22 protein-coding genes and 1 pseudogene are annotated in these 20,708 nt (G+C 66.3%); 15 read left to right on the top strand and 8 right to left on the bottom strand.

Features of this window, described 5'->3' with window-relative positions; translation table 11 throughout:
* Window positions 1-19: 19 nt before the first annotated feature.
* Together GFS60_RS20040 and GFS60_RS20035 are read right to left on the bottom strand one after the other, a co-directional pair.
* Window positions 20-2,317, bottom strand: coding sequence for a serine/threonine-protein kinase (locus GFS60_RS20040; protein ID WP_284707784.1), 2,298 nt, complete (start codon window positions 2,315-2,317; stop codon window positions 20-22).
* A gap of 90 nt (window positions 2,318-2,407) precedes the next feature.
* The gene (locus GFS60_RS20035) at window positions 2,408-3,103 is read right to left on the bottom strand and encodes a TetR/AcrR family transcriptional regulator (RefSeq protein ID WP_159923934.1); all 696 of its coding nucleotides are present in this window, start codon (window positions 3,101-3,103) and stop codon (window positions 2,408-2,410) included.
* A 95-nt stretch (window positions 3,104-3,198) separates the two neighbouring features.
* Between GFS60_RS20035 and GFS60_RS20030 the strand changes: the two genes are divergently transcribed.
* The 6 genes from GFS60_RS20030 to GFS60_RS20005 are packed head-to-tail and all read left to right on the top strand — an operon-like array spanning window position 3,199 to window position 9,982.
* On the top strand, window positions 3,199-4,383 hold the full coding sequence (locus GFS60_RS20030; protein WP_159923932.1) for a lipid-transfer protein: 1,185 nt from the start codon (window positions 3,199-3,201) through the stop codon (window positions 4,381-4,383).
* Window positions 4,384-4,423: 40 nt separating this feature from the next.
* On the top strand, window positions 4,424-4,855 hold the full coding sequence (locus tag GFS60_RS20025) for a type II toxin-antitoxin system Rv0910 family toxin (RefSeq protein ID WP_109333505.1): 432 nt from the start codon (window positions 4,424-4,426) through the stop codon (window positions 4,853-4,855).
* 5 nt (window positions 4,856-4,860) lie between these two features.
* The gene (locus GFS60_RS20020; protein WP_159923930.1) at window positions 4,861-5,736 is read left to right on the top strand and encodes a MaoC/PaaZ C-terminal domain-containing protein; all 876 of its coding nucleotides are present in this window, start codon (window positions 4,861-4,863) and stop codon (window positions 5,734-5,736) included.
* Between the two features lie 12 nt (window positions 5,737-5,748).
* The gene (locus tag GFS60_RS20015) at window positions 5,749-6,618 is read left to right on the top strand and encodes an SDR family oxidoreductase (RefSeq protein ID WP_159923928.1); all 870 of its coding nucleotides are present in this window, start codon (window positions 5,749-5,751) and stop codon (window positions 6,616-6,618) included.
* 11 nt (window positions 6,619-6,629) lie between these two features.
* Entirely contained in the window at window positions 6,630-8,843 is a 2,214-nt protein-coding gene (locus tag GFS60_RS20010) for an acyl-CoA dehydrogenase (RefSeq protein WP_159923926.1), read from the top strand.
* Window positions 8,840-9,982, top strand: coding sequence for a CaiB/BaiF CoA transferase family protein (locus GFS60_RS20005; RefSeq protein WP_159923924.1), 1,143 nt, complete (start codon window positions 8,840-8,842; stop codon window positions 9,980-9,982). The genes GFS60_RS20010 and GFS60_RS20005 overlap by 4 nt, the downstream gene beginning before the upstream one ends.
* A gap of 11 nt (window positions 9,983-9,993) precedes the next feature.
* Here GFS60_RS20005 and GFS60_RS20000 read toward each other — a convergent pair whose 3' ends face one another.
* Window positions 9,994-10,455 carry a PPOX class F420-dependent oxidoreductase gene (locus GFS60_RS20000; RefSeq protein WP_159923922.1) on the bottom strand — a complete coding sequence of 154 codons (462 nt, stop codon included), beginning with the start codon at window positions 10,453-10,455 and terminating at the stop codon, window positions 9,994-9,996.
* A 65-nt stretch (window positions 10,456-10,520) separates the two neighbouring features.
* Entirely contained in the window at window positions 10,521-10,961 is a 441-nt protein-coding gene (locus GFS60_RS19995) for an Lrp/AsnC family transcriptional regulator (RefSeq protein ID WP_109333515.1), read from the bottom strand.
* A gap of 80 nt (window positions 10,962-11,041) precedes the next feature.
* Here GFS60_RS19995 and GFS60_RS19990 point away from each other — a divergent pair, with 80 nt between their 5' ends.
* Both GFS60_RS19990 and GFS60_RS39195 read left to right on the top strand, forming a co-directional pair.
* The gene (locus GFS60_RS19990) at window positions 11,042-11,782 is read left to right on the top strand and encodes an AzlC family ABC transporter permease (protein ID WP_159923920.1); all 741 of its coding nucleotides are present in this window, start codon (window positions 11,042-11,044) and stop codon (window positions 11,780-11,782) included.
* Complete coding sequence (locus tag GFS60_RS39195; RefSeq protein WP_159923918.1) at window positions 11,775-12,104, top strand: branched-chain amino acid transporter permease; 330 nt, start codon at window positions 11,775-11,777, stop codon at window positions 12,102-12,104. Before GFS60_RS19990 ends, GFS60_RS39195 begins: the two co-directional genes overlap by 8 nt.
* On the opposite strand, the pseudogene GFS60_RS19980 reads toward GFS60_RS39195, so the two are convergent.
* Window positions 12,105-13,502 (bottom strand): annotated as a pseudogene (locus tag GFS60_RS19980) (diguanylate cyclase domain-containing protein); the annotation flags it as partial. It abuts the gene before it with no gap.
* Between the two features lie 136 nt (window positions 13,503-13,638).
* Between GFS60_RS19980 and GFS60_RS19975 the strand changes: the two are divergent.
* On the top strand, window positions 13,639-14,526 hold the full coding sequence (locus tag GFS60_RS19975; protein WP_236603210.1) for a DUF4436 family protein: 888 nt from the start codon (window positions 13,639-13,641) through the stop codon (window positions 14,524-14,526).
* Window positions 14,527-14,531: 5 nt separating this feature from the next.
* Here the strand turns inward: GFS60_RS19975 and GFS60_RS19970 are convergent, their stop codons facing one another.
* Window positions 14,532-14,891 carry an Rv2640c family ArsR-like transcriptional regulator gene (locus tag GFS60_RS19970; RefSeq protein WP_109333523.1) on the bottom strand — a complete coding sequence of 120 codons (360 nt, stop codon included), beginning with the start codon at window positions 14,889-14,891 and terminating at the stop codon, window positions 14,532-14,534.
* A gap of 92 nt (window positions 14,892-14,983) precedes the next feature.
* Between GFS60_RS19970 and GFS60_RS19965 the strand changes: the two genes are divergently transcribed.
* Complete coding sequence (locus GFS60_RS19965) at window positions 14,984-15,409, top strand: ArsI/CadI family heavy metal resistance metalloenzyme (protein WP_159923912.1); 426 nt, start codon at window positions 14,984-14,986, stop codon at window positions 15,407-15,409.
* A gap of 60 nt (window positions 15,410-15,469) precedes the next feature.
* Here GFS60_RS19965 and GFS60_RS19960 read toward each other — a convergent pair whose 3' ends face one another.
* Together GFS60_RS19960 and GFS60_RS19955 are read right to left on the bottom strand one after the other, a co-directional pair.
* Window positions 15,470-16,345, bottom strand: a complete 876-nt coding sequence (locus tag GFS60_RS19960; protein WP_159923910.1) for an amidohydrolase family protein — start codon at window positions 16,343-16,345, stop codon at window positions 15,470-15,472.
* Between the two features lie 49 nt (window positions 16,346-16,394).
* The gene (locus GFS60_RS19955; RefSeq protein ID WP_159923908.1) at window positions 16,395-16,913 is read right to left on the bottom strand and encodes a ribonuclease H family protein; all 519 of its coding nucleotides are present in this window, start codon (window positions 16,911-16,913) and stop codon (window positions 16,395-16,397) included.
* Between the two features lie 82 nt (window positions 16,914-16,995).
* On the opposite strand from GFS60_RS19955, the gene GFS60_RS19950 reads away from it, so the two are divergent.
* From GFS60_RS19950 to GFS60_RS19930, 5 genes are all read left to right on the top strand, one after another.
* Window positions 16,996-17,922 (top strand): DNA-3-methyladenine glycosylase family protein, encoded by a 927-nt coding sequence (locus GFS60_RS19950; protein WP_159923906.1) that lies wholly within the window; start codon window positions 16,996-16,998, stop codon window positions 17,920-17,922.
* A gap of 113 nt (window positions 17,923-18,035) precedes the next feature.
* Entirely contained in the window at window positions 18,036-18,743 is a 708-nt protein-coding gene (locus tag GFS60_RS19945; RefSeq protein ID WP_159923904.1) for an energy-coupling factor ABC transporter permease, read from the top strand.
* Window positions 18,744-18,745: 2 nt separating this feature from the next.
* Entirely contained in the window at window positions 18,746-19,099 is a 354-nt protein-coding gene (locus GFS60_RS19940; RefSeq protein WP_159927367.1) for a PDGLE domain-containing protein, read from the top strand.
* 2 nt (window positions 19,100-19,101) lie between these two features.
* Window positions 19,102-19,866: a cobalt ECF transporter T component CbiQ gene (gene cbiQ / locus GFS60_RS19935; protein WP_159923902.1), complete on the top strand. Its 765-nt coding sequence runs from the start codon at window positions 19,102-19,104 to the stop codon at window positions 19,864-19,866.
* Complete coding sequence (locus GFS60_RS19930; protein ID WP_159923900.1) at window positions 19,863-20,675, top strand: energy-coupling factor ABC transporter ATP-binding protein; 813 nt, start codon at window positions 19,863-19,865, stop codon at window positions 20,673-20,675. The genes cbiQ and GFS60_RS19930 overlap by 4 nt, the downstream gene beginning before the upstream one ends.
* Window positions 20,676-20,708 lie beyond the last annotated feature (33 nt).

Genomic DNA, 20,708 nt, shown 5'->3' with positions numbered 1-20,708 from the left:
TCCGCGCTCCTACCGACGCTCACTCGTGCCGAGGTACGCCCGACACCACGCGGGAAAGTGCGTGTAAGTCTTCTGTCAGCAGGCGGAACAGCCAGTACGCCGCGACGAACGCGAAGACACTTCCGACGCACAGCACACGTAGCGCGACCACCACGTGCGGTAGGTCTTCCGGGGGAATGAACGTTGCACCCGCGACACCGAGCAACGGCACCGCGGCGGCCGCGGCCAGGAAGAACATGCTGCGCCGACCCAGCCGGTGCAGCATGCGGGCGTCGGCAGTACTGATCTCCCCGTGCGGCAGGAAGACCGGGTACAGGCAGCGGACGGCATAGAAGTTGACGAAGAAGAACGGATAGACAACGGCGATGGCGCCGCAGACCAGTTGCGCGGCCGTGAAGTGGACGACCGTGTTCCACGGCACCTCACTTCCACTGATCTGCAGCGTGGCCGGGACGATGATGCCGGTCACCGCCCACAGTCCGAGACACAGTAGGGCGCATCGCTGTCCGAGCAGCAGGGTGTCTTTGCGGGCGCGGGCGAGGTGGCCGCCGTCATACGCCTTTCCCTTCCGCAGCCCACCGGCCACCGTGGTCAGATACAGCGTCATCGAGACCGTGCCCACCACCCCGATCACAAATGCCGTGACGTAGTCGATTCGGGTGATGCGCTCGAAACTGTTCTGCGCGGCGGGCGGTAGCTTACTGATGATCAGCGTGGTGTTGTGTTGATAGCTGTACAGAATTGCCAGGAGATTCGGTACGGCGATGGCGAGGAACATGATCGGGTGCGTCCACCGTCGCATCCGCAACCGCCAACTTCCCGGTGGTGGATCGACGAGATCGCGGGCGTGGGCATCGAGACACACGTCGAACTGTTGCGACATTTCGGCGCCGGTGGAGAACCGATCCGCCGGCTCGGGCTCGAGCGACTTCAGCAGCACTCGCCGCAGCGCGCTCGGGCAGTCGGCCGGCAGGTCCGCGATCGCGGGTTCGTGACGGCCGCGGCGTCGTTCGAGCATCGCGTCGAGGGTGGTGCGATCTCCGGGCGGGTGCGTTGCCGGTTCCGCGTCGGTGTCACCGGACGGTGTGTCGTCGAAAGGTTTTCTTCCGGTGAGCAGTTCCCACAGCACGACGGCAAGCGAGTACAAATCGCTTCGGGTGTCGAGGTCTGCCGCGGTCCCCGGCCGATCCGGGTGGATCGCCTCGAGCTGCTCCGGCGACATGTACGCGAGTGAACCACCGAAGTACGCGACCGGACTGGTTCCGGGAAGGGTCTCGCTGAAGCTGATGTTGAAATCGGCCAGCTTGGGGACGCCCTCTGCCGTCAGCAGCACGTTGGCGGGCTTGATGTCGCGGTGTAGAACACCGTGTGTGCCGGCGTAGTCGAGGGCCTCGGCCAATCGGCGGCCGAGCCACGCCACGGTCTCCGGCCACGACAGGCCTGCGACTTCCTCACGTACCCGGGATTCACTGGGCCGTATCTCGCCCTTGCTGACCAACTCCCGATCGACTGCCTCCAGCAGCAGAAGTCCGGTACGCAGGCCGGGCGCCGTCTCGCGCACTCGCGCGACCACCCCGAGCAACGTGCCACCCGGCACATACTGCATGTACAGCAATCGCAGCATTCGATCCGCGAGGAGGCGCTGATCGAAGACCCGGACGATGTAGTCGTGATCGAACTGGGCGAGGGTTTGCGGCTCGGTTCCGTGGTCCTCGGAAATCTTCACCGCGACCAGTCGTTGCATCGACCGCTGACGGGCGAGGAAGACCCGGGCAAACGCTCCCCGCCCCAGGACCGTCATCAAGTCGAAGTCGTCGACCCGCTGCCCGACGTCGAGATCGCCGAGTTCCGTACTCCTCGGCGGCGGCGCCGCGGAGGTGTGTTCGAGGTGGTGAATCGAGGTGCTGTGGTACTCGCCGGTGCTCAGCAATTTTTCGAGTTCGTCGGCCTGCGCCGGGAACGTCCGCGTGTATTCCGAGGCGTCGACCGGCTGACCGCTCCGCCGGCGTAGATGGAATTCCTCGTAGATCAAGTCTGGCGGTAACGGCCACCTGCCGAGCTCGGGAAGCTCGTCGCGGTACTCGGCCAGCCGCTTCGGGTGGTCGCCGCGGAGCCACCGCTTTTCCAGGTCGACCTTGATCAACTCGATCAGCGACACCCTGCGCAGCGCCGGATCGGCGGGCAGGTAATCGGTGAGGTCCGGAGCGGAGCCGGACGACTCCCACGCTGCCGCGAATCGCCCGACGATGTCTCCCACCGCCGTCGACTGTGGCGGCGGGCCGCTGGACACCGTCGCTTCCGGTGTCGGTCGGACCAAGCGCGTCACAAGCTTCTCGGACGCTAGCGGTCGTTCCGTGAACCTCGCCCGGAGAACATGCAGACCATCGTAGCCCGACGATCCCCCGTGCTACTGCAGTTCGGATACGGGGGTGGTGAGGTCGATGTGGACGCCGATGCCCTGCAAATTTCCCTGCAGCACCTGCCAGATCGAGACCTCGAGGAACTGCGCCACCGCGTCACTGCCCAGTGTCGACTGCGGATTGCTCAGCCATCGGTTGACGCTCGCATCCACCAGTCCCACCAATCCGAAGGCCAGCGGCTCCGCAAGATCTGCGTTGTCTGCCACCTTCTCCAGCACGGCCGCCAGCAGGCCGGCGAGCTGGAGTGCGATGGCAGTCTTCGTCCCGGTCACGACACGCGAACCGGTAGTGCGCCTGCTCGGCGACCCGGTGCCGAGGAATTGGTGCAGACGGGGGAATTCGACGATCCACGCCAGGTACGTCTCCACGGCCCGCGCGATGGCTTCACCTACCGTCCCCTCCGGGGTCAGCGTCGGCGCGAGGTCTGCCATCAGACGTTCGATGATGCGTCCGCGGAGCTGCTCGTCGAGGTCGCCCCGGTCGGTGAAGATGCGGTAGACCACCGATCGTGGGACCTCGGCGCGTTGCGCGATCTGCTGCACCCCGACGTCGGGGCCGTCCTCGTTGATGGCCTCCATCGCGGCATCGAGAATCCGGCTTCGGCGTTCCGCCTTGTGATCCTCCCAGCGGGTGGCGCGACCGTCCCCGGTGGGCGAGGTGGCGGTGTCGACTTTGTCCGGCATCCGCCATACGTTACTCACCACGTAGTTGACTGGACAGCACGTCTCACATACTTTTGGTGGACAGCGTGTCACACACACATTTCTCAGGAGCCGCAATGGGTAACAGGGTGTTCGTGGTCGGAGTCGGGATGACAAAGTTCGAGAAGCCCGGCGCACGCGAATGGGACTATCCGGACATGGCGCGGGAGGCCGGCGGCAAGGCGCTGGCCGATGCCGGAATCGACTATCCGCTGGTCGAGCAGGCGTACGTGGGGTATGTGTACGGCGAGTCGACGTCGGGGCAGCGCGCCGTCTACGAACTCGGCCTCACCGGCATCCCGATCATCAACGTCAACAACAACTGTTCGACGGGGTCGACCGCCCTGTTCCTCGCCACGTCGGCGGTCCGGAGCGGCCAGGTCGACTGCGCACTGGCACTCGGCTTCGAGAAGATGCAGGCCGGTTCGCTCGGGTCCACGTACGACGATCGCGAACAGCCGATGATGCGCCACCTCCTCGCGCTCGCGGAACTGCAGGAGTTCGCGATGCCGCCCGCGCCGTACATGTTCGGTGCAGCCGGTAAGGAGCACATGGAGCGATACGGCACTACCGCGGAACAGTTCGCCAGAATCGGCGTCAAGAACCACCGCCACTCACAGAACAACCCCTACGCCCAGTTCCAGGACGAGTACACACTCGACCAGATCCTCGATTCCAAGCAGATCTACGGTCCCCTCACCAAGTTGCAATGCTCCCCGACGTCCGACGGCTCCGGCGCCGTGATCGTGGCCAGTGAAGACTTCGTCGAGAAGCACGACCTTGCCGGTCAGGCAGTCGAGATCGTCGGGCAATCGATGGTGACCGATCTCCCCAGCACGTTCGAGGACAGGAGTGCGATCAGCCTGGTCGGTGCAGACATGACCCGCACAGCCGCCGCTCGCGTCTACGAGCAGTCCGGGATCGGTCCCGAAGACATCGACGTCATCGAACTGCACGACTGCTTCTCCACCAACGAATTGCTCACCTACGAGGCGCTCGGTCTCTGTGCCGAGGGCGAGGGCGGCAAACTCGTCGACAACGACGACACCACGTATGGCGGACGCTGGGTGGTCAACCCGTCCGGCGGTCTGATTTCCAAGGGACACCCACTGGGCGCCACCGGACTCGCCCAATGCAGCGAACTCACCTGGCAGCTCAGGGGAACCGCAGACGCACGGCAGGTAGACGGCGCGAGCGTCGCCCTCCAGCACAACATCGGCCTCGGGGGCGCAGTAGTCGTCACCGCGTACCGCGCTCTCTGACATCTTTCCCACCCACCTCGAACACACCTAGGAGTAACTCATGGCTTCCGTTTCCGTCTCCGCTGCGCTTCCCGCCTCCCCCGACAAGGTGTGGGACGAGCTGTCCAACCTGTCCCGCTGGGAAGAGTGGCTCACGATCCACCAGTCGTGGAAGAGCGAGGTCCCCGCCGAGGTGGCGCTCGGATCGAAGTTCACCGAGGTGGTCTCCGTGATGGGCATGGCCAACAAGATCGAGTGGACCGTCACCGAGGTGCAGGTGCCCGAAATGGTGAAGATCTCCGGCACCGGCATGGCGGGTGTCACCGTCGAATTCACGCTGAAGGTCGAGCCGGACGGCGCCGGATCCAAGGCGATCATCGACGCCAGCTTCACCGGCACGATGATCGTCGGCCCCATCGGGAAGGCCGTCGCCAAGAACGCCAAGGCGGATCTGGAGGCGTCCCTGGCCGGGTTCGCCGACATGGTGGGCTGATCCATATGACCACCCCCACAGTCGAATTCGACACGAGTGGTCTCGGCGAGTGGACGGATCCGGAGCGGTTCGAGGTTACTGCCGAGCGCATCGCCGAGTACGCCGCGGCCACCAACGATCCCATCGAACGCCACCTCGCCGGAGAGGTCGCACCACCGGTGTTTGCCGTGGTGCCGGCGTTCACCTCGATGGCGCCGGCCGCACTGTCCGTCGCCCCGGTCGAACTGCTCATGAAGCTCGTGCACGGGGAACAGGATTTCTCCTTCCACCGTCCGATCCGCCCCGGTGACAACCTGGTGGTCCGCGCGAAGCCGATCGGATTCGAGGGGCGGACGAACGGTTCCACCGTCGTCGTGTACGTCGAAACCCGCACAGAGCACGGCGAACTCGTCAACGAGCAGTGGATGACCGCATTCTTCCGGAAGGTCGACGCGGGAGCAGGGCTCGGCGCGCAGGCACCTGCACACCGGTTCGACGAATCCCTTCGCGGGCAGGCGCCGGTAGCGTCGATCACCCAGCACATCGACGACGACCAAACGTTCCGGTACTCGCCTGCCTCCGGTGATCCGATGCCGATCCACCTGGACGACGAGATCGCGCGGATGTCCGGGCTCCCCGGAATCATCAACCACGGTCTGTGCACCATGGCGTTCACCTCGTGGGCGGCGCTCACCGAACTTGCCGACGGCCGGGTCGAACGCCTCCGCAGGCTCGCGGTGCGGTTCGCCAAGCCAGTCCTGCCCGGCCAGGACATCACCACGCAATTCCGGCGGGTCGCCGATTCCACGGGCGGGACAACGTCGTACGCCTACGAGACGACCGTCGGCGACGAACTCGTCATCAAGGACGGCCTCGCCGTCATCGCGGACACCGAGTCTTAGGAGTACGTACGCATGGGAACACTCGACGGACGGGTAGCCATCGTCACCGGCGCCGGGCGCGGGATCGGGCGGGAGCACGCACTGCTCTTCGCCCGGGAGGGGGCCGCCGTGGTCGTCAACGACCTCGGTGGCGCGAACGACGGCACCGGCGAGGACGCGGGCCCGGCTCAGCAGGTGGTCGACGAGATCGTCTCCTGCGGCGGTAAAGCCGTGGCGAACACCGACAACGTGGCGTCCTGGGACGGTGCCGAAGCGCTCGTCAATCAGGCGGTCAGGGAGTTCGGTCGGCTCGACGTCCTCGTGAACAACGCGGGCATCCTGCGCGACGCCTTCATCGCGGGAATGTCCGAAAGCCAATGGGACGCCGTCATAGCCGTGCACCTCAAGGGACATGCCGCGACGCTGCATCATGCAGCGGCGTACTGGAAAGCGCAGACCAAGGCGGGCGAGGCGGTGAACGCCTCCGTGATCAACACCGCGTCCGCGTCCGGCACGTTCATGCCCAACGCCGGGCAGGGCAACTACGGCGCCGCGAAGGCGGGTATCGCCGCACTCACCCTGGTCGCCGCGGACGAGCTCGAACGGTACGGCGTCCGGGTCAACGCGATCGCGCCGATCGCCCGCACCCGGCTGACGCTGGCCACTCCCGGTATGGGCGCATTGTTCGCCGAAGAGGTGCCGGAAGGTGAGTTCGACGCATTCAGTCCGGCCAACATCTCCCCGCTCGTCGCCCGGCTCGCGGATGCGGACTGCAAGATCACGGGCAAAGTGTTCGCGGTGCAGGGCGGAGCCATCTCCGAACTGGCCGGCTGGCACGACGTGAAGACCATCGAGAGCGACGGCCCGTGGACCGTCGCCGACCTCGCCGACCGGCTCGGCTGAAGGGTTCGAACATGGCCAAGAATACGTATGAACTGGGCCTCGGGCTCACCGAGGAACATCGTGCCCTCGCCGATTCCGTTCGGGCCTTCGCCGAACGCGCCATCACGTCCGAGCAGGTGCGTGCCGCGGTCGAGTCGAAAGGTGAGGACAAGTTCCCGCCGTTCTGGGACGCACTCGTCGGCCAGGACCTGCTGGGCCTACACATCCCCGAGGACAAGGGCGGCCACGGCGCCGGGCTGCTCACCCTGGCCGTCGCGCTGGAGGCGCTCAGCCGCACGGTGGCCCCCGGCCCATTCGTTCCGACCGCACTGTCCGCCGCCCTCGTCGCAGCCGCGGATTCCAAGGTCGGAATCGAGCTGATTCCTGCCCTTCTCGATGGATCACGCACCGCCGCGGTCGCCTTGGGCACCGCGCTCCACGCGCAGGCGCACGACGGCGGTTACCGGATCGCGGGAAGCGCAGACGCCGTTCTCGGCGGCGAGCACGCCGACATCCTGCTCCTGCCGATCACCGTCGGCAACGACGTGCGCTGGGCCGTCGTCGAGTCGGCAGACGTCACCGTCACCGCGCAGGACAGCATCGACGTACTGCGAGGCTCGGCAAGAATCACGGCAGACGGCGTTCACGTCGGCGCCGATCGGATCCTCGACGGACTGAGTGAACGACGCGTCCGATCGATCACCGCCGTCGTGCTGGGCGCCGAAGCGATCGGCGTGATGTCGTGGTGTGTCTCCACTGCGGCCGAATACGCGAAGACCCGAGTGCAATTCGGGCGTCCCATCGGACAGTTCCAGGGCGTCAAGCACAAGTGCGCCCACATGGGGATCGCCCTGGAGAAGGCCCGCGCCGTGTTGTGGGATGCCGCGTCCGCCCTCGACAACGGCGACGACACCGCAGATTTCGCCGCGGATATCGCCGCCGTCATCGTTCCCGATGCCGCGGTGCAGTGCGCTCAGGACTGCATTCAAGTCCACGGCGGCATCGGATTCACCTGGGAACATGACGCGCACCTGTATTACCGGCGGGCGCTGGCCATCCGGGGGCTCCTCGGTACCCGCGAGGAGCGGGCTACCCGCGTCGCCGAACAGTCGCTCGCCGGCACCGCCCGCTCCTCCGAACTGGAACTGCCGGACGAGGCCGAGACGATTCGGACGCAGGTACGGGCGGAACTCGCCCCGCTCGTCGACCTCGACGAGGACGACCAGTTGATTGCCCTCGGCGACGGCGGCTGGGTGCAGCCGCACCTGCCGAAGCCGTACGGCCGCAGCGCGTCTCCGCTCGAGCAGAAAGTGATCGCCCAGGAGATCAAGGCGGCCGGAATTCCGATGCCGCAGCTGCTGATGGGCGGCTGGGCGGTGCAGGCCGTCGTCGCCCACGGCACCGAGTCGCAGAAGCAGGATCTCGCTGTCCCCACCTTGCGCGGAGATGTGGTGTGGTGTCAGCTGTTCAGCGAACCGGGGGCCGGCTCCGACCTCGCGTCGCTGACCACGAAGGCGGAGAAGGTCGACGGCGGCTGGAAGGTGACCGGCCAGAAGATCTGGACCACCGTGGCACAGTTCTCCGACTGGGCCATGCTGATCGCCCGCACCGACCCGTCGAAGCCGAAACACGAGGGCATCACCTACTTCGTCCTGGACATGTCGACACCGGGGGTTACCGTCCGGCCGCTGCGCGAGATGACCGGGTCGGCGCTGTTCAACGAGGTGTTCCTCGACGACGTGTTCATCCCGGACGAACACGTGGTCGGGAACGTGAACGACGGCTGGAACGTGGCCCGTACGACCCTCGCGGGCGAGCGGGTGGCACTCAGCCAGAAGATGGAGGCCTACGCCACCGACAAGGACCTGCTCGAATTCGCCCGCGGGCGCAACCTCGGACCGTTGGCGCGGTACCGCGTCGGCGAACTGGTCGCCGAAAGCCAGGCCATCGATCTGATCGGCTCCCGGATTGTGCTGAAGCAGTTGTCGGGGGCGGACGTGAGCACCACGTCGAGTGTCGGCAAGTTACTCGGCATGGGCCTCGGGCAGGCGATCGCCGAGTTCGTCGTCGCCGAACTGGGACCGGCCGGTGCCGTGAGCATTCCGGGTGAGCCGAGCGACAAGGCGATGGAGCAGTTGATCGCCGGCCGGGCCACCACCATCTACGGTGGCACGACCGAGGTGCAGCTCAACGTGATCGGGGAACGCATGCTCGGACTGCCCCGCGACGCGCAGGGGGTGTCGTGACCGGCGGGCCGCTGAGCGGGCTGACCGTCGTCGAGATCGCCAGCCTCGCGCCCGCCCCGTTCGGCTGCATGATCCTCGCCGACCTGGGCGCGGACGTGATCCGCGTCGAACGGGCCGGTGACGGCGGCAGCGGGCTGATGGCACCCTCGGGTGTACTCGACCGCGGGCGACGATCGATCGCCGTGAACCTGCGCACTGCGGAGGGGCTGGAAGCCGTTCTGGCACTTGTCGAGTCAGCCGATATCCTCGTCGAGGGTTTCCGTCCCGGCGTCGCGGAACGGCTGGGCATCGGCCCCGACGACTGTCTGTCCCGCAACCCCGGCCTGATCTACGGGCGCATGACCGGCTGGGGTCAGGACGGCCCCCTCGCGGCGCGGGCCGGGCACGACATCAACTACATCGCGCTCGCGGGCGCGCTCGAACCCATCGGGCGCGCCGGCGAGCGGCCGGTGCCGCCGCTGAACCTGTTGGGCGACTTCGGCGGTGGCGGCCTGATGTTGACGATGGGGATCCTGGCCGCGCTGCACGAGCGTTCCCGGTCGGGCCGCGGACAGGAGGTGGACGCGTCGATGGTCGACGGGGCGGCGCTGCTGACGGCGTTCGTCCACGGCATGAACGCCGCCGGGCTGTGGCAGGAGGGCCGCGGGCGGAACGTCCTCGACGGGGCCGCCGCGTTCTACGACACCTACGAGTGTGCCGACGGTCTGCACGTGGCGGTCGGGTGCGTCGAACCGCACTTCTACGGTGAACTCCTCGACGTGCTCGGATTGAGCGGCGAGGAACTGCCGTTGCAGTACGACCTCGATGCGGCGCCGGAACTGAAGAAGCGCCTCGCCGAGGTGTTCGCGACCCGACCTCGGGACGAATGGGCGGCACTGTTCGCCGATTCCGACGCGTGCGTGGCGCCCGTCCTCTCGCCGTGGGAAGCACACGAACACCCCCACAACAAGGAACGGGAGACGTTCGTCGAAGTGGGTGGCATCCGCCAGCCCGCACCGGCACCGCGCTTCAGCCGCACCCCGGCGCCCGTTCCCCGGCCTGCGCCGCGACCCGGGCAGGACACCGATGCGATTCTCGCGCAGGCCGGCTATGACGCGGCGGGCATCGAGCGCCTGCGCTCGGCGGGTGCCGTCGAGTAGGTGACGGGGACCTATCCGCGATCGGTGTCCGGTGGGAAGCCACCGGTCGCGATGGGTCCCCACTCGTCGATGGTGATCCGGATGAGACTTTTGTTCTGCTTCCGCATGGCGTCGCGGTAATCGTTCCAGTCGGGATGCTCGCCGGAGATTCCGCGGAAGTACTCGACCAGAGGCTCGAGTGCATCGGGCATGTCCAGTACCTCGGCCGTGCCGTCGATCTGCACGTAGGCACCGTTGAACTCGTCGGAGAGCACGCACACGCTCACCGCGGGGTCGTGCCGCACGTTCGCGGCCTTGGCGCGCTGCGGGTAGGTGGAGACGACGATCCGTCCCTCCGCGTCGAGTCCCGACGTGACCGGGGAAATCTGCAGGCCCCCGGACCTCTTGCGGGTGATCAGCACGCTCCGGTGCCGGGGACGGACGAAGTCGAGCAACTCCTCACGCGACACGTGCTGTGCGGTAGCGACGGCCATGGTGCACCTTCTCTTCTCGACGGGTCGTTGCCCTCACCCTAGGCGGACCCGGTGACGGGAACCGATCAGTCGACGCTCTTGATCGTCTTCATCGTGATCAGCGAGGTGACGCGCGACACCGCCGGGAGTCCCCCGAGTTTCGTCACCATGAACCGCTCGTAGGTGGCAAGGTCGCGTACGGCGACGCGGATGAAGTAGTCGGGGATCCCGAACAGGCGCCGACATTCGATCACCTCGTCAAACGCAGCCACGCGCGATTCGAACTGCTCGATGGTGGCCTGGTCGTTCACCCCGATTTCGGCCGTGACGATCACCTGGAAACCACGATCGAGCGCTTCTTGACTGACGACCGCGCGGTAGCCGGTGATGATTCCGTCCGCCTCGAGCTTCTTCACGCGCCGCAGACACGGCGATGGAGTCAGGCCGACGAGATCGGCCAGCTCGGTGTTGGTCAGACTGGAGTCCCGGCGCAGATGCGCCAGAATTGCGTGATCGATGGCGTCCATTGATCAATTATTGCGCACAAGCCCCTGTAGAAGCATTTGTTCGCAATCGCTCACCGCGATGATCGCTATACCTTTGCGTAGTGACCGAATCAGCACCCCACTCGACGGCCGTCGTCGCCGGCGCCGAGGTTCCACCTTCCTCGGAAATACGCGGCGCTCTCCGAGCCTCACTCCCCGTCGGGGTCGGACTGTTTCCCCTCGGTATCGCCCTCGGGGTCCTCGTCGTACAGCAGGGTCTGAGCCCGTGGTGGGCACTGGTCTTCACGTCACTGATCTATGCCGGTTCTCTCGAATTCGTCGCAGTGGGACTGGTGACCACGATGACGCCACTGCCCTACATCGCGTTGACAGCACTGCTCGTGAACTTTCGGCACGTCTTCTACGCCCTCAGCTTTCCGCTCGACACGATCAAGGGCCGGGCGGCACGCCTCTACAGCATGTTCGCGCTCACCGACGAGGCCTACGCCATGGCGGTCACCAGCGACCGCAAGACGGTGTCCGGGCGGATGATCGTGTACACACAGCTGTACCTCCACGCCTACTGGATCGGCGGCGCCGGGCTTGGTGCGATTGCCGCGCAATGGATCCCGGACAACATCGTCGGCATGGACTTCGCGCTGACCGCGTTGTTCGTCGTACTGTCCATCGAGGCAGTCCGAGCGCAGCGTGGCCTCGCAGTTCCCCTGATGGGCGTCACCTGCGCTGTGGTCGCGCGACTGGTCGACGTCGACCACATGCTGCCGCTGGCAATGGGGGCATTCGTGAGTCTGCTCGTCCTTCGATACGTCCTCACTCGGCAGAAGGGTGCCGCAGATGCCTGAGTCGGGTTACCTACTCGCCGCCGTGGCCATCATGGCGATTGTCACCTTCGCCCTCCGCGCCGTCCCGTTCGCGGTTCTCCACCCGCTGCGTTCCTCGGCGCTGGTCGGCTATCTCGGCGTGTTCATGCCGGCCGGAATCATGTCGATCCTGGTGGTCTACTCGCTGAAGAACGTGTCGATCACCGTCCCGGCGCACGGCTTACCCGAACTGCTCGCCGTGGCAACAACGGCTGTGGTGCACCTGTGGCGGAAGAATGCGGTGCTCTCGATCGTGGTCGGGACCGGACTGTACGTGATCCTGATGAACTGGGTGTTCGGCTGAGTAGAGGGCGTACCCGCCGGCACCTCCTGCCTTCGCCCGATACATCGCCGAGTCTGCGCGGCGAACCAACTCTTCCCGCGTGCAATCCGGATCCGAGAGGGCGATTCCGACGCTGCCACTGATCGGCAACTGGAGGTGTGCCACCTGGTTCAGCATCGCGAGGCTGTCGGTGATGCCCTTGGCGACGGCATTTGCCTCGTCGGCATCCGCCAGGTGCTCGCACACGACGACGAATTCGTCACCCCCGATCCGCGCGACAGTGTCGTCCGGACGCACTGCCGAGCGCAGATGCTCGGCGAGGACGACGAGTACGTCGTCACCACCGGCATGACCGAGACTGTCGTTCTGGATTTTGAAATCGTCGAGGTCGATGAGCAGCAGAGCCATGACCGTACTCTCGCGACGTGCCGCGTCGAGCGCCGAATCGATGCGTCTGCGGGCCAGCGTCAGGTTCGGCAATCCCGTCAGGGGGTCGTGCAAACTCTGGTGCAGCAGTTGCGCTTCCGCCTCGATCCGGCGGATAGCCGCCGACAGCACACCCGTCACCGAGCGGAGAAAGGACAAATCCCGGTCGGTGTAGTCGCGGGGGCGGTGACTGTGCGCGGTGAGAACTCCCCACACGGGGTCGGCACCGATCGGTACACACACCCCGCTCTGTAGTGCACGCCTGGTCATCGCTGTGGTGGAGAAGCGGGTCTCCTGGGTTCTGTCTCGGCACACCACCACCGATTCGGCCGCGGCGGCATATCCCGGCTGTGAGCCCGTACCGGGCGCAAAGCTGGCCGGTCCCGGTGCCGGACCCCGGTACGCGAGAACGGTCAATTCTTCCCCTCCACCTGAGATCCGGGCAATGGAGGTACAGCGCACACCCATCAGCGCCGTAGCTGCCCTCGTCGCCGCGTCGAGAAGTTCGTCGAGGTCACCGTCGACGGCGAGTTGGCTCAGCTCGGCGATCGCCTGTTGCTCGCGGGCCCGGTACGCGGCCGCTCCGAGCGCGCTGTGCAGCCGGCGTTCCTCGATCTGTGCACTGCGGCGATCGTGCGCAATCGAGGCAATCACCGCCGGACCGGCGGCGTCCGATTCCACCACGAACGTCGAGATCAGCATGGGGATCGGCTCCCCGGTCACGAAGTGGCGGAGCTCGGTGAGCCCGGACCACTCCCCCCGTTCCACGAGTGCCGACTCCACTTCGGGCGCCTGCACCACACCGACATCGGTGAAGAACTCCGCCGTCGTCCTCGAGTAGGCATCGGCGGCGGTGGTGAAGCCCATGAGGCGGACGCCCGCCGGATTGAGGAAGACGATCCGGCCGGAGACGAATTCCGACAGCACTACCAGCGTCGGGGCCTGCTCGAGGACTGCGAGAAGCATCTGTGAGTTCTGCAGTCGCGATTCCATTGCGGCTCCTCCCTAGCCAGTGGTGCCGTCCACGATATGTCGCATGTACCCGCGCGTGACGACCGAGCCTGCCTCCGCATCGATCGAGACCACCGATCGACGAACCCGCCCACCCCAACGGCGGTATGTTGCGACGGTGGCAGCCGAGTCACCACTCCTCCTGCGTCACCGGCTCCAGTGGGTCGCGGCGGCGATTCTCCTCGCCCTCGTCTACGCCGCGTCCCTCACCGTCTACGGGTTGAGCAGCAACGCGATCGAGGACGACGCGCCGTTCGCCATCGACGACGACGTGATCATGGTGCTCGTCACCGCGAAGTCGCTGCAGCCGACGGTCGACCGGATGCAGGCAGAGGTGACGATCGCCGCCGGTCAGGATTACCTCCATGCCAACGGCGACACCCTCAACCGAGATATCACTCTCCTACTCGTCCCCAGCACCAGCCACGAGCAGATCGTTTTCCGCGAAGGCACCGCGCCCACCACGTTCGACACCGAGTTCATCGCGAACGGCAACGCCGCCATGTGGCCCTTCGACCGGTTCGAGGTGAATCCGATGGTGGTCGAGGCCTACAAGGGCCTCGGCGCCCAACGCGAATTGGTACCCACGGGTGTTCTCCTGGACGGGCGGGTCGACGGATGGAAGGCGAAGGCCGAACCGGTTGCGGTCGACACCGACATCTCCCGGAACGGCATCGGCGTCGACGTGCGGTTGGCGCGCACAGGCGGAAACCTCATCTACGCCGGAATTCTCCTCCTGATGATGACGACCCTCGCCGTTCTCGCCGCCTTCGTCGCATTGCAGACGTTCCGGCGCAAGCGGGCAGTCGACACCGACATGCTCGGCTGGATGGCCGCAATGCTGTTCGCCGTCGTACCCCTGCGCGGGATCCTGCCGGGCAGCCCGCCGATCGGGTCGTGGGTCGACATTGCGCTCACCGTCTGGGTGGTGTCCACGCTGGTCGCGTCACTCGCCCTGTTCGTCTTTTGCTGGTGGCGCGACAGCGAGCCCGCGAAAGGAACGTGACCGCGCTACGAGCAGCAGTTCGGATCCAGCACGAAGCGCAGCGCCTCGAGCGCGTCGCGTTGTGGACGGTAATAGACGTTCATTCCGCGCCGGGTGGGGACCACCATGCCCGCCTTCTTCAGTTGCCCCAGGTGATGACTGACGGTCGATTCGGATACACCGACACCGTCGGCGAGGTCGCACGTACAGACCTCACCCTCGCTGGCGGACAACAGGATCGACATCAGCTTGATGCGCACCGGATCGGCAAGAGCCTTGAGCCGCACAGCCACCTCGAGCGCCCCATCGTCCGAGATGGGCCCCGACGCGACGGGGGCGCAGCAGAGTGGTGACGTCGCATCGATAAGGGGCAAGGCCTTCGGCATGAACCCATTGTGCCTACCTTCTTGACATACGTCAAAAAGGTGGCGCATAGTGAGGAAGTAATTTGATATACATCGAAAAGGTGGAGGATCTCATGTCCCGCGTACAGCTCGCCCTCAACGTCGACGACCTCGGTCAGGCCGTCTCGTTCTACTCCAAGCTCTTCGGCACAGCGCCCGCGAAACTGAAGGAGGGTTACGCCAATTTCGCCATCGCCGAGCCCCCGCTCAAGCTCGTGTTGTTCGAAAACCCCGGTGCGGGCGGCACCATCAATCACCTTGGCGTCGAGGTGGAATCGAGTGAGGCCGTGCACTCGGAAATCGCCAGGCTGACCGAGGAAGGGCTGTTCACCAAGGAAGAACTCGGGACCACCTGTTGCTTCGCCAGCCAGGACAAGGTGTGGGTCACCGGGCCCGCCGGCGAGAAATGGGAGGTGTATACGGTGCTCGCCGATAGCGACACGTTCCGCAATGCGCCCGCCTCCGAGCAGGACGCCCCGACCGCGTGCTGTGGGTCGTAATTCCTCACCCTCAGGGTCTCCGATCCGCCGGCGCGAGCTCACCAGCTCCGCGCCGGCGGATCAGTCGAGCGCGAACAGCGCCGCAGCGTTGTCGTGAACCACCGAGCGAAGCCAGTCCTCACCGAGATCGAACCGGGTCAGACCCTCGAGTGCGTCCAGGTACGCATACGGGATGTTGGGATAGTCGCTTCCGAACAGGATGCGTTCCTGCAGATCGGACAGCCGGTGTACAGCGTCACGCGGAAACGGGGTCGCCTCCTCGGTGTAATCGGTGAACGCCATCGTGGTGTCGAGGTACACACCGGAATAGCGTCCCGCGAGCTCGAGGAACTCCCGATACTCGGGCAGGCCCATGTGGGCGATGATCAGGCGCAGTCGGGGGTACCGCGCCAGCAATTCGCCGATCGGCTCGGGGCCGGTGTACTTGCCTGGCGCGGGACCGGATCCGCAATGGATGACCACCGGCACACCCGCGTCCTGCAACGCTCCCCACACCGGGTCGAGCAACGGGTCGCCCGGTGAGTAATCGCCGACCTGAATGTGGGATTTGAACACCCGGGTGCCCGACTCGATTGCCTCGGACACGTACGCGGCCGCGGATTCTTCCGGATAGAACGTCGCCGTCCGGAGGCAGTCGGGCGTGTGGTGGGCAAAGTCGGCTGCCCACTGATTCAGCCACGCGGCCATCTCCGGCTTGTGCGGATAGATCATGGACGTGAACCGCCGAACACCGAACGCGCGAAGTTGCTCGACGCGCACGTCTTCCTCGTGCCGGTAGCGGATCGGCCACGCTCGCCCGGTGAGGGGACCCACCGCGTCGAAGTACCGCCAGACCTTCTCCATCACGTTGGCGGGCATGAAGTGGGTGTGGACGTCGACGATGCCGGGCAAGCCCAGCGCCCGCCAGAACTCCCGCACGCGCAGATCCTCGGTCACGACTTCTCCTCGATACAGACTTCTCCCGGTACCGGGTGAACCGACAGGATCAGAACAGGGTGAACGCTTCTTCGGCCGCCGCAGGGGCCGCGACCACGGGTGTAGTGGGAGCCGGAGGTGGCGCAGCTGCCGGCTCACCGGATGCGACGGCCCGTGCCGCCTCACCGGCGAGTACGTCTGCCATCTCGTTGTAGTGGTTGCCGACGTGACCGCGTACCCAACGGAACCGCACGGGTCCGGAACGCTCGATGATGGCCTGGTCGATGGCCTGGACCAACGGAAGATTCTTCACGGGGGCACCCGCCGCCGTCTTCCAGCCCTTCCGCTTCCAACCGGGCAGCCATTCCGATGCGCACTTGATGGCGTACTGGGAATCCGACTCGATCAGGAGCGGATCGGGTCCGGGATGCGCGGTGATCGCCTCGAGCAGCGCCCGCAGCTCGGCGATCTGGTTGGTTCCCGAGGGTTCACCACCGGATCGGCTGGGACCTTCGTGATTGACCCATGCCCAGCCGATCGCCCCACCGGGGTTACGCAGACAGGATCCGTCGGTGCTCACGATGATCATGGCTGGGACTTTACGTGCGCGCCCCGACAACCGCCGGTAGCGGTGGCCGACATGTCGCCGAAGGGCGGATACGCTGCTTGCGATGACGGCTTCGCTGGAGGTGGTCGAGACCACCGTGACCGCGCGGCGTCCACTGGACGTCGCGATGACGTTGCACCCCCTTCAGCGCGGTAAGGGCGACCCCTGTCACCGGCGTGCGGTCGACGGCTCCATCTGGCGGACGTCGGTGCAACCGTCCGGTCCGGTCACCTATCGCCTCACGCAAAGCGACCGGCACACCGTCCACTGTCAGGCCTGGGGCGAGGGTGCCCGAGAGTTGGCGGATGGGCTGAACCGTCTCGTCGGCGAGCAGGACGAGTGCGAAGACTTCGCGCCGGAGCACCCGATCCTCGCCGAGGCTCACCGACGCTTCCCGCACCTGCGTCTGGGGCGCACCGACCGTGTGCTGGAAGCCCTGGTCCCGGCCATCCTCGAGCAGCGGGTCCACGGCATCGCCGCGTTCGCGTCGTGGCGGCGTCTGGTGTGGAAATTCGGCACACCCGCCCCCGGCCCGGCGCCCGACGGAATGCGGGTGCCTCCCACCGCGCACGTGTGGCGGCGAGTCCCGTCGTGGGAGTTCCACCGCGCGAACGTGGACCCCGGCCGTGCCCGCACCATCGTGCGTTGCGCCCAGGTCGCGGACCGTCTGGAGAAGATCGTCAACCTGTCCCCGGAGGAAGCGACCCGCCGCTTGATGTCCATCCCAGGGGTCGGAATCTGGACCGCGGCCGAGGTGTCGCAACGTGCGCTCGGCGATGCGGACGCTCTGTCCGTCGGCGACTACCACCTGGCGTCGATGGTCGGGTGGTCGTTACTCGGCAAGCCCCTCGACGACGCCGAGATGGTGGCGTACCTGGAACCGGTTCGCCCGCATCGTTATCGCGCCGTGCGGTTGCTGCTGGTCAGTGGCAACGCAATCAAACCCAAGTTCGGACCGCGAACCCCCGTCGTGGACCACAGCTGGCACTGAGAGTTCGGTGGTGGCAGAACACCGCTGTCGCCTGACCCATGAACACCTGTTCAAGTGTTCACACGAGAAACTAGACTGCAGAGACGGGACAGCTGCCGGCTGAGGAGGGTGACATGGAGTCCGTAGCCATGCACATGAGTGACGGGCTGATCAATGCCCCGACGTCCGTCCTGTTCCTCGCTATCGCGGCGGCGGGACTCGCGGTCGCCGCGTGGCGGGCCCGCTCCGAACTCGACGATCGCACCGCCCCCATGGCCGGTCTCGTAGCCGCCTTCATCTTCGCGGTGCAGATGGTGAATTTCCCCGTCCTTCCCGGTGTGAGCGGACATCTCCTCGGTGGTGCACTGGCGGCCATTCTCGTGGGGCCCTACACGGGTGCGCTGTGCATCGCGATCGTCCTGATCGTGCAGGCCCTGCTCTTCGCGGACGGTGGGCTGACAGCCTTGGGTGCGAACATCACGAACATGGCGATCATCGGGGTGACGGTCGGCTACCTCGTCGCGCTAGTTCTGCGCCGACTCGCGCGACCCGAGGATCTTCGTCTCCGCGTGCTCGGCGCTCTCGCATTTACCGCTGCGCTGTGCGGAACCGTCGCGGCGTCGATGGGCTTCGTCCTCGAGTACGCCACCGGCGGTCAGCCCGCTGCCGACGGCGCCACTGCGCTCGGCTCGGTGGCGGCGTACATTCTCGGCGCCCACATCTTGATCGGAATCGGCGAAGGAATTATCACCGCCGTCACAGTCACGGCGGTGGCCAGGGCCCGACCCGACCTCGTGTATCTGCTCCGGACCGCGCCGCGCGACGTGGCGGTGGGCGCATGAGCGTGTCGACGCGGTCCCCTCGCCGCTTCCTTCTCGGGTTCGCTCTCGCGGTCCTGCTCATTGCCGGGGTCCTGTCCTCTCTGGCGAGCTCGAGTCCGGACGGCCTCGACGCTGCCACGACACGCGGATGCGACACCGTCGAGACCGACACCGGCGCGTCACTGGTCGGGGACTGCATTGCGAAGAACGCCGAGAACCACCACTTGTCGGCCTCCCCGCTCGCCGACTACACGGTAAGTGGACGATCCGGTTTCACCGGGGTGGCCGGAATCATCGGTGCGGCCGCGACCTTCGTCGTCGCAGCCGCCGCATTCCGGCTCCTCGCCCGCGGACGGCGTCACAGAGCCGGACCCTGATCATGAGTTTTGGTCACGCGCAGCCGCTCTATCTCCACGGCACATCCGCAGTTCACCGTCTCCCCGTCGAGGTGAAGATCGTGTGTGCGGTGGTGACGGTGTTCGCGGTGGTGGCCACGCCCCGCGAGGCGTTCTGGGCCTTCGCCGTCTACCTCGCAGTCCTGGCGGTGGTGTGGCACATCGCCGGTATCGCCCTGACCTGGCTCGCCCCGCGCATGCTGATCGAACTGCCCTTCGTCACATTGGCCCTGTTGTTGCCGTTCGCGGAGGGCGGCGAGCAGACGACGGTCCTCGGATTGTCGCTGTCTGTGGCCGGACTGCACGCCGCGTGGGGGATCCTGGTGAAAGGCACTCTCGGCGTGCTTGTGTCACTCACGCTCGCCGCCACCACCCCCGCCCGCGATCTGCCGGTGGGACTTGCCCATCTGCACGTGCCCGCCATGTTCACCACGATCGTGGTCCTCATGCTGCGGTACCTCGATCTACTCACCTCGGAGGTCGCCCGGATGCACACCGCACGCTTGTCCCGCGGTGACGATCCGCGAACACTTCGCCAGATCGGCGCCACCGCGCAGGGTGTGGGCGGATTGTTCGTCCGTTCCTACGAACGGGGCGAGCGCGTCCACCTGGCCATGCTCTCGCGCGGGTTCACGGGGGCGGTTCCCACAGTCGGTGCTCCTCCGGCGTCCGCCGCGGCGTGGTCGGCCGGCCTCGTCCCTGCCGTCTGCGCGGTGGGTATCTGCCTCGCGGCCTGGACCCTCCGATGACGGCCGCCGTGCACCTCGACGGTGTGTCGTACTCCTACCCGGACGGCAGGAAGGCACTCGACCGAATCGACCTCACTGTGAGCCCGGGCGAACGGGTAGCGGTTCTCGGCCCGAACGGTGCCGGCAAAACCACTCTGATGCTGCACCTCAACGGGATTCTGACCGCCTCGGACGGTCGGGTCACCATCGGCGGCGTACCGGTATCGCGCAACACCGACCGGAACACGCTGCGCGAGGTGCGGCGGCGGGTCGGCATCGTCTTCCAGGACCCCGACGATCAGCTCTTCATGCCCTCCGTCGCGCAGGACGTCGCCTTCGGCCCGGCAAATTTCGGTGTCACCGGTGCGGCACTCGACGACCGGGTCCGCACCGCGCTGGCCGCTGTCGACATGACGTCGCATACCGAGCGCAATCCCGTCCATCTGTCGGTGGGGCAACGGCGCCGGGTCGCCCTGGCCACCGTCCTCGCGTGCGCTCCGGACGTGCTGGTGCTGGACGAGCCGTCAAGCAACCTCGATCCGGTTGCCCGGCGTGAACTGGCCGAAGTCCTGCTCGCGGTGGACACCACCCAACTGCTGGTAACCCATGACCTTCCGTACGCTGCGCAGTTGTGCACCCGCGCGGTGATTCTCGACGAAGGCCAGGTGGTGGCGGACGGACCGATCCTCGACCTGCTCGCCGACACAGACCTGCTCGCCCGCCACCGCCTCGAGTTGCCGTGGGGTTTCCAGCTTCCCGGACGCTCGACCGACTCCGGCGCGAATGTGCACTGGGAGCAACCGAAACGGGCACATCGGCTACCGCGGTAGGTCACCATGAGGGGACCACCCACACCGGAGGTC

The organism is Rhodococcus sp. WAY2 (genome assembly GCF_009859915.1).
GTDB classification, from domain to species: domain Bacteria; phylum Actinomycetota; class Actinomycetes; order Mycobacteriales; family Mycobacteriaceae; genus Rhodococcus_F; species Rhodococcus_F oxybenzonivorans.
The sequence above is the reverse complement of the archived record's forward strand: the minus strand, read 5'-3'. Positions and strand labels throughout refer to the sequence as shown.

Bases quoted from the DNA above. Each gene is read 5' to 3' on its own strand.
- cbiQ (WP_159923902.1), top strand. From the start codon at position 19,102: ATGAGTTTTGGTCACGCGCAGCCGCTCTATCTCCACGGCACATCCGCA.
- GFS60_RS19965 (WP_159923912.1), top strand. From the start codon at position 14,984: ATGTCCCGCGTACAGCTCGCCCTCAACGTCGACGACCTCGGTCAGGCC.
- GFS60_RS20015 (WP_159923928.1), top strand. From the start codon at position 5,749: ATGGGAACACTCGACGGACGGGTAGCCATCGTCACCGGCGCCGGGCGC.
- GFS60_RS19995 (WP_109333515.1), bottom strand. From the start codon at position 10,961: ATGGACGCCATCGATCACGCAATTCTGGCGCATCTGCGCCGGGACTCC.
- GFS60_RS19945 (WP_159923904.1), top strand. From the start codon at position 18,036: ATGGAGTCCGTAGCCATGCACATGAGTGACGGGCTGATCAATGCCCCG.
- GFS60_RS39195 (WP_159923918.1), top strand. From the start codon at position 11,775: ATGCCTGAGTCGGGTTACCTACTCGCCGCCGTGGCCATCATGGCGATT.
- GFS60_RS20000 (WP_159923922.1), bottom strand. From the start codon at position 10,455: ATGGCCGTCGCTACCGCACAGCACGTGTCGCGTGAGGAGTTGCTCGAC.
- GFS60_RS20010 (WP_159923926.1), top strand. From the start codon at position 6,630: ATGGCCAAGAATACGTATGAACTGGGCCTCGGGCTCACCGAGGAACAT.
- GFS60_RS19950 (WP_159923906.1), top strand. From the start codon at position 16,996: ATGACGGCTTCGCTGGAGGTGGTCGAGACCACCGTGACCGCGCGGCGT.
- GFS60_RS20020 (WP_159923930.1), top strand. From the start codon at position 4,861: ATGACCACCCCCACAGTCGAATTCGACACGAGTGGTCTCGGCGAGTGG.
- GFS60_RS20030 (WP_159923932.1), top strand. From the start codon at position 3,199: ATGGGTAACAGGGTGTTCGTGGTCGGAGTCGGGATGACAAAGTTCGAG.
- GFS60_RS20035 (WP_159923934.1), bottom strand. From the start codon at position 3,103: ATGCCGGACAAAGTCGACACCGCCACCTCGCCCACCGGGGACGGTCGC.
- GFS60_RS20025 (WP_109333505.1), top strand. From the start codon at position 4,424: ATGGCTTCCGTTTCCGTCTCCGCTGCGCTTCCCGCCTCCCCCGACAAG.
- GFS60_RS19970 (WP_109333523.1), bottom strand. From the start codon at position 14,891: ATGCCGAAGGCCTTGCCCCTTATCGATGCGACGTCACCACTCTGCTGC.
- GFS60_RS19955 (WP_159923908.1), bottom strand. From the start codon at position 16,913: ATGATCATCGTGAGCACCGACGGATCCTGTCTGCGTAACCCCGGTGGG.
- GFS60_RS19930 (WP_159923900.1), top strand. From the start codon at position 19,863: ATGACGGCCGCCGTGCACCTCGACGGTGTGTCGTACTCCTACCCGGAC.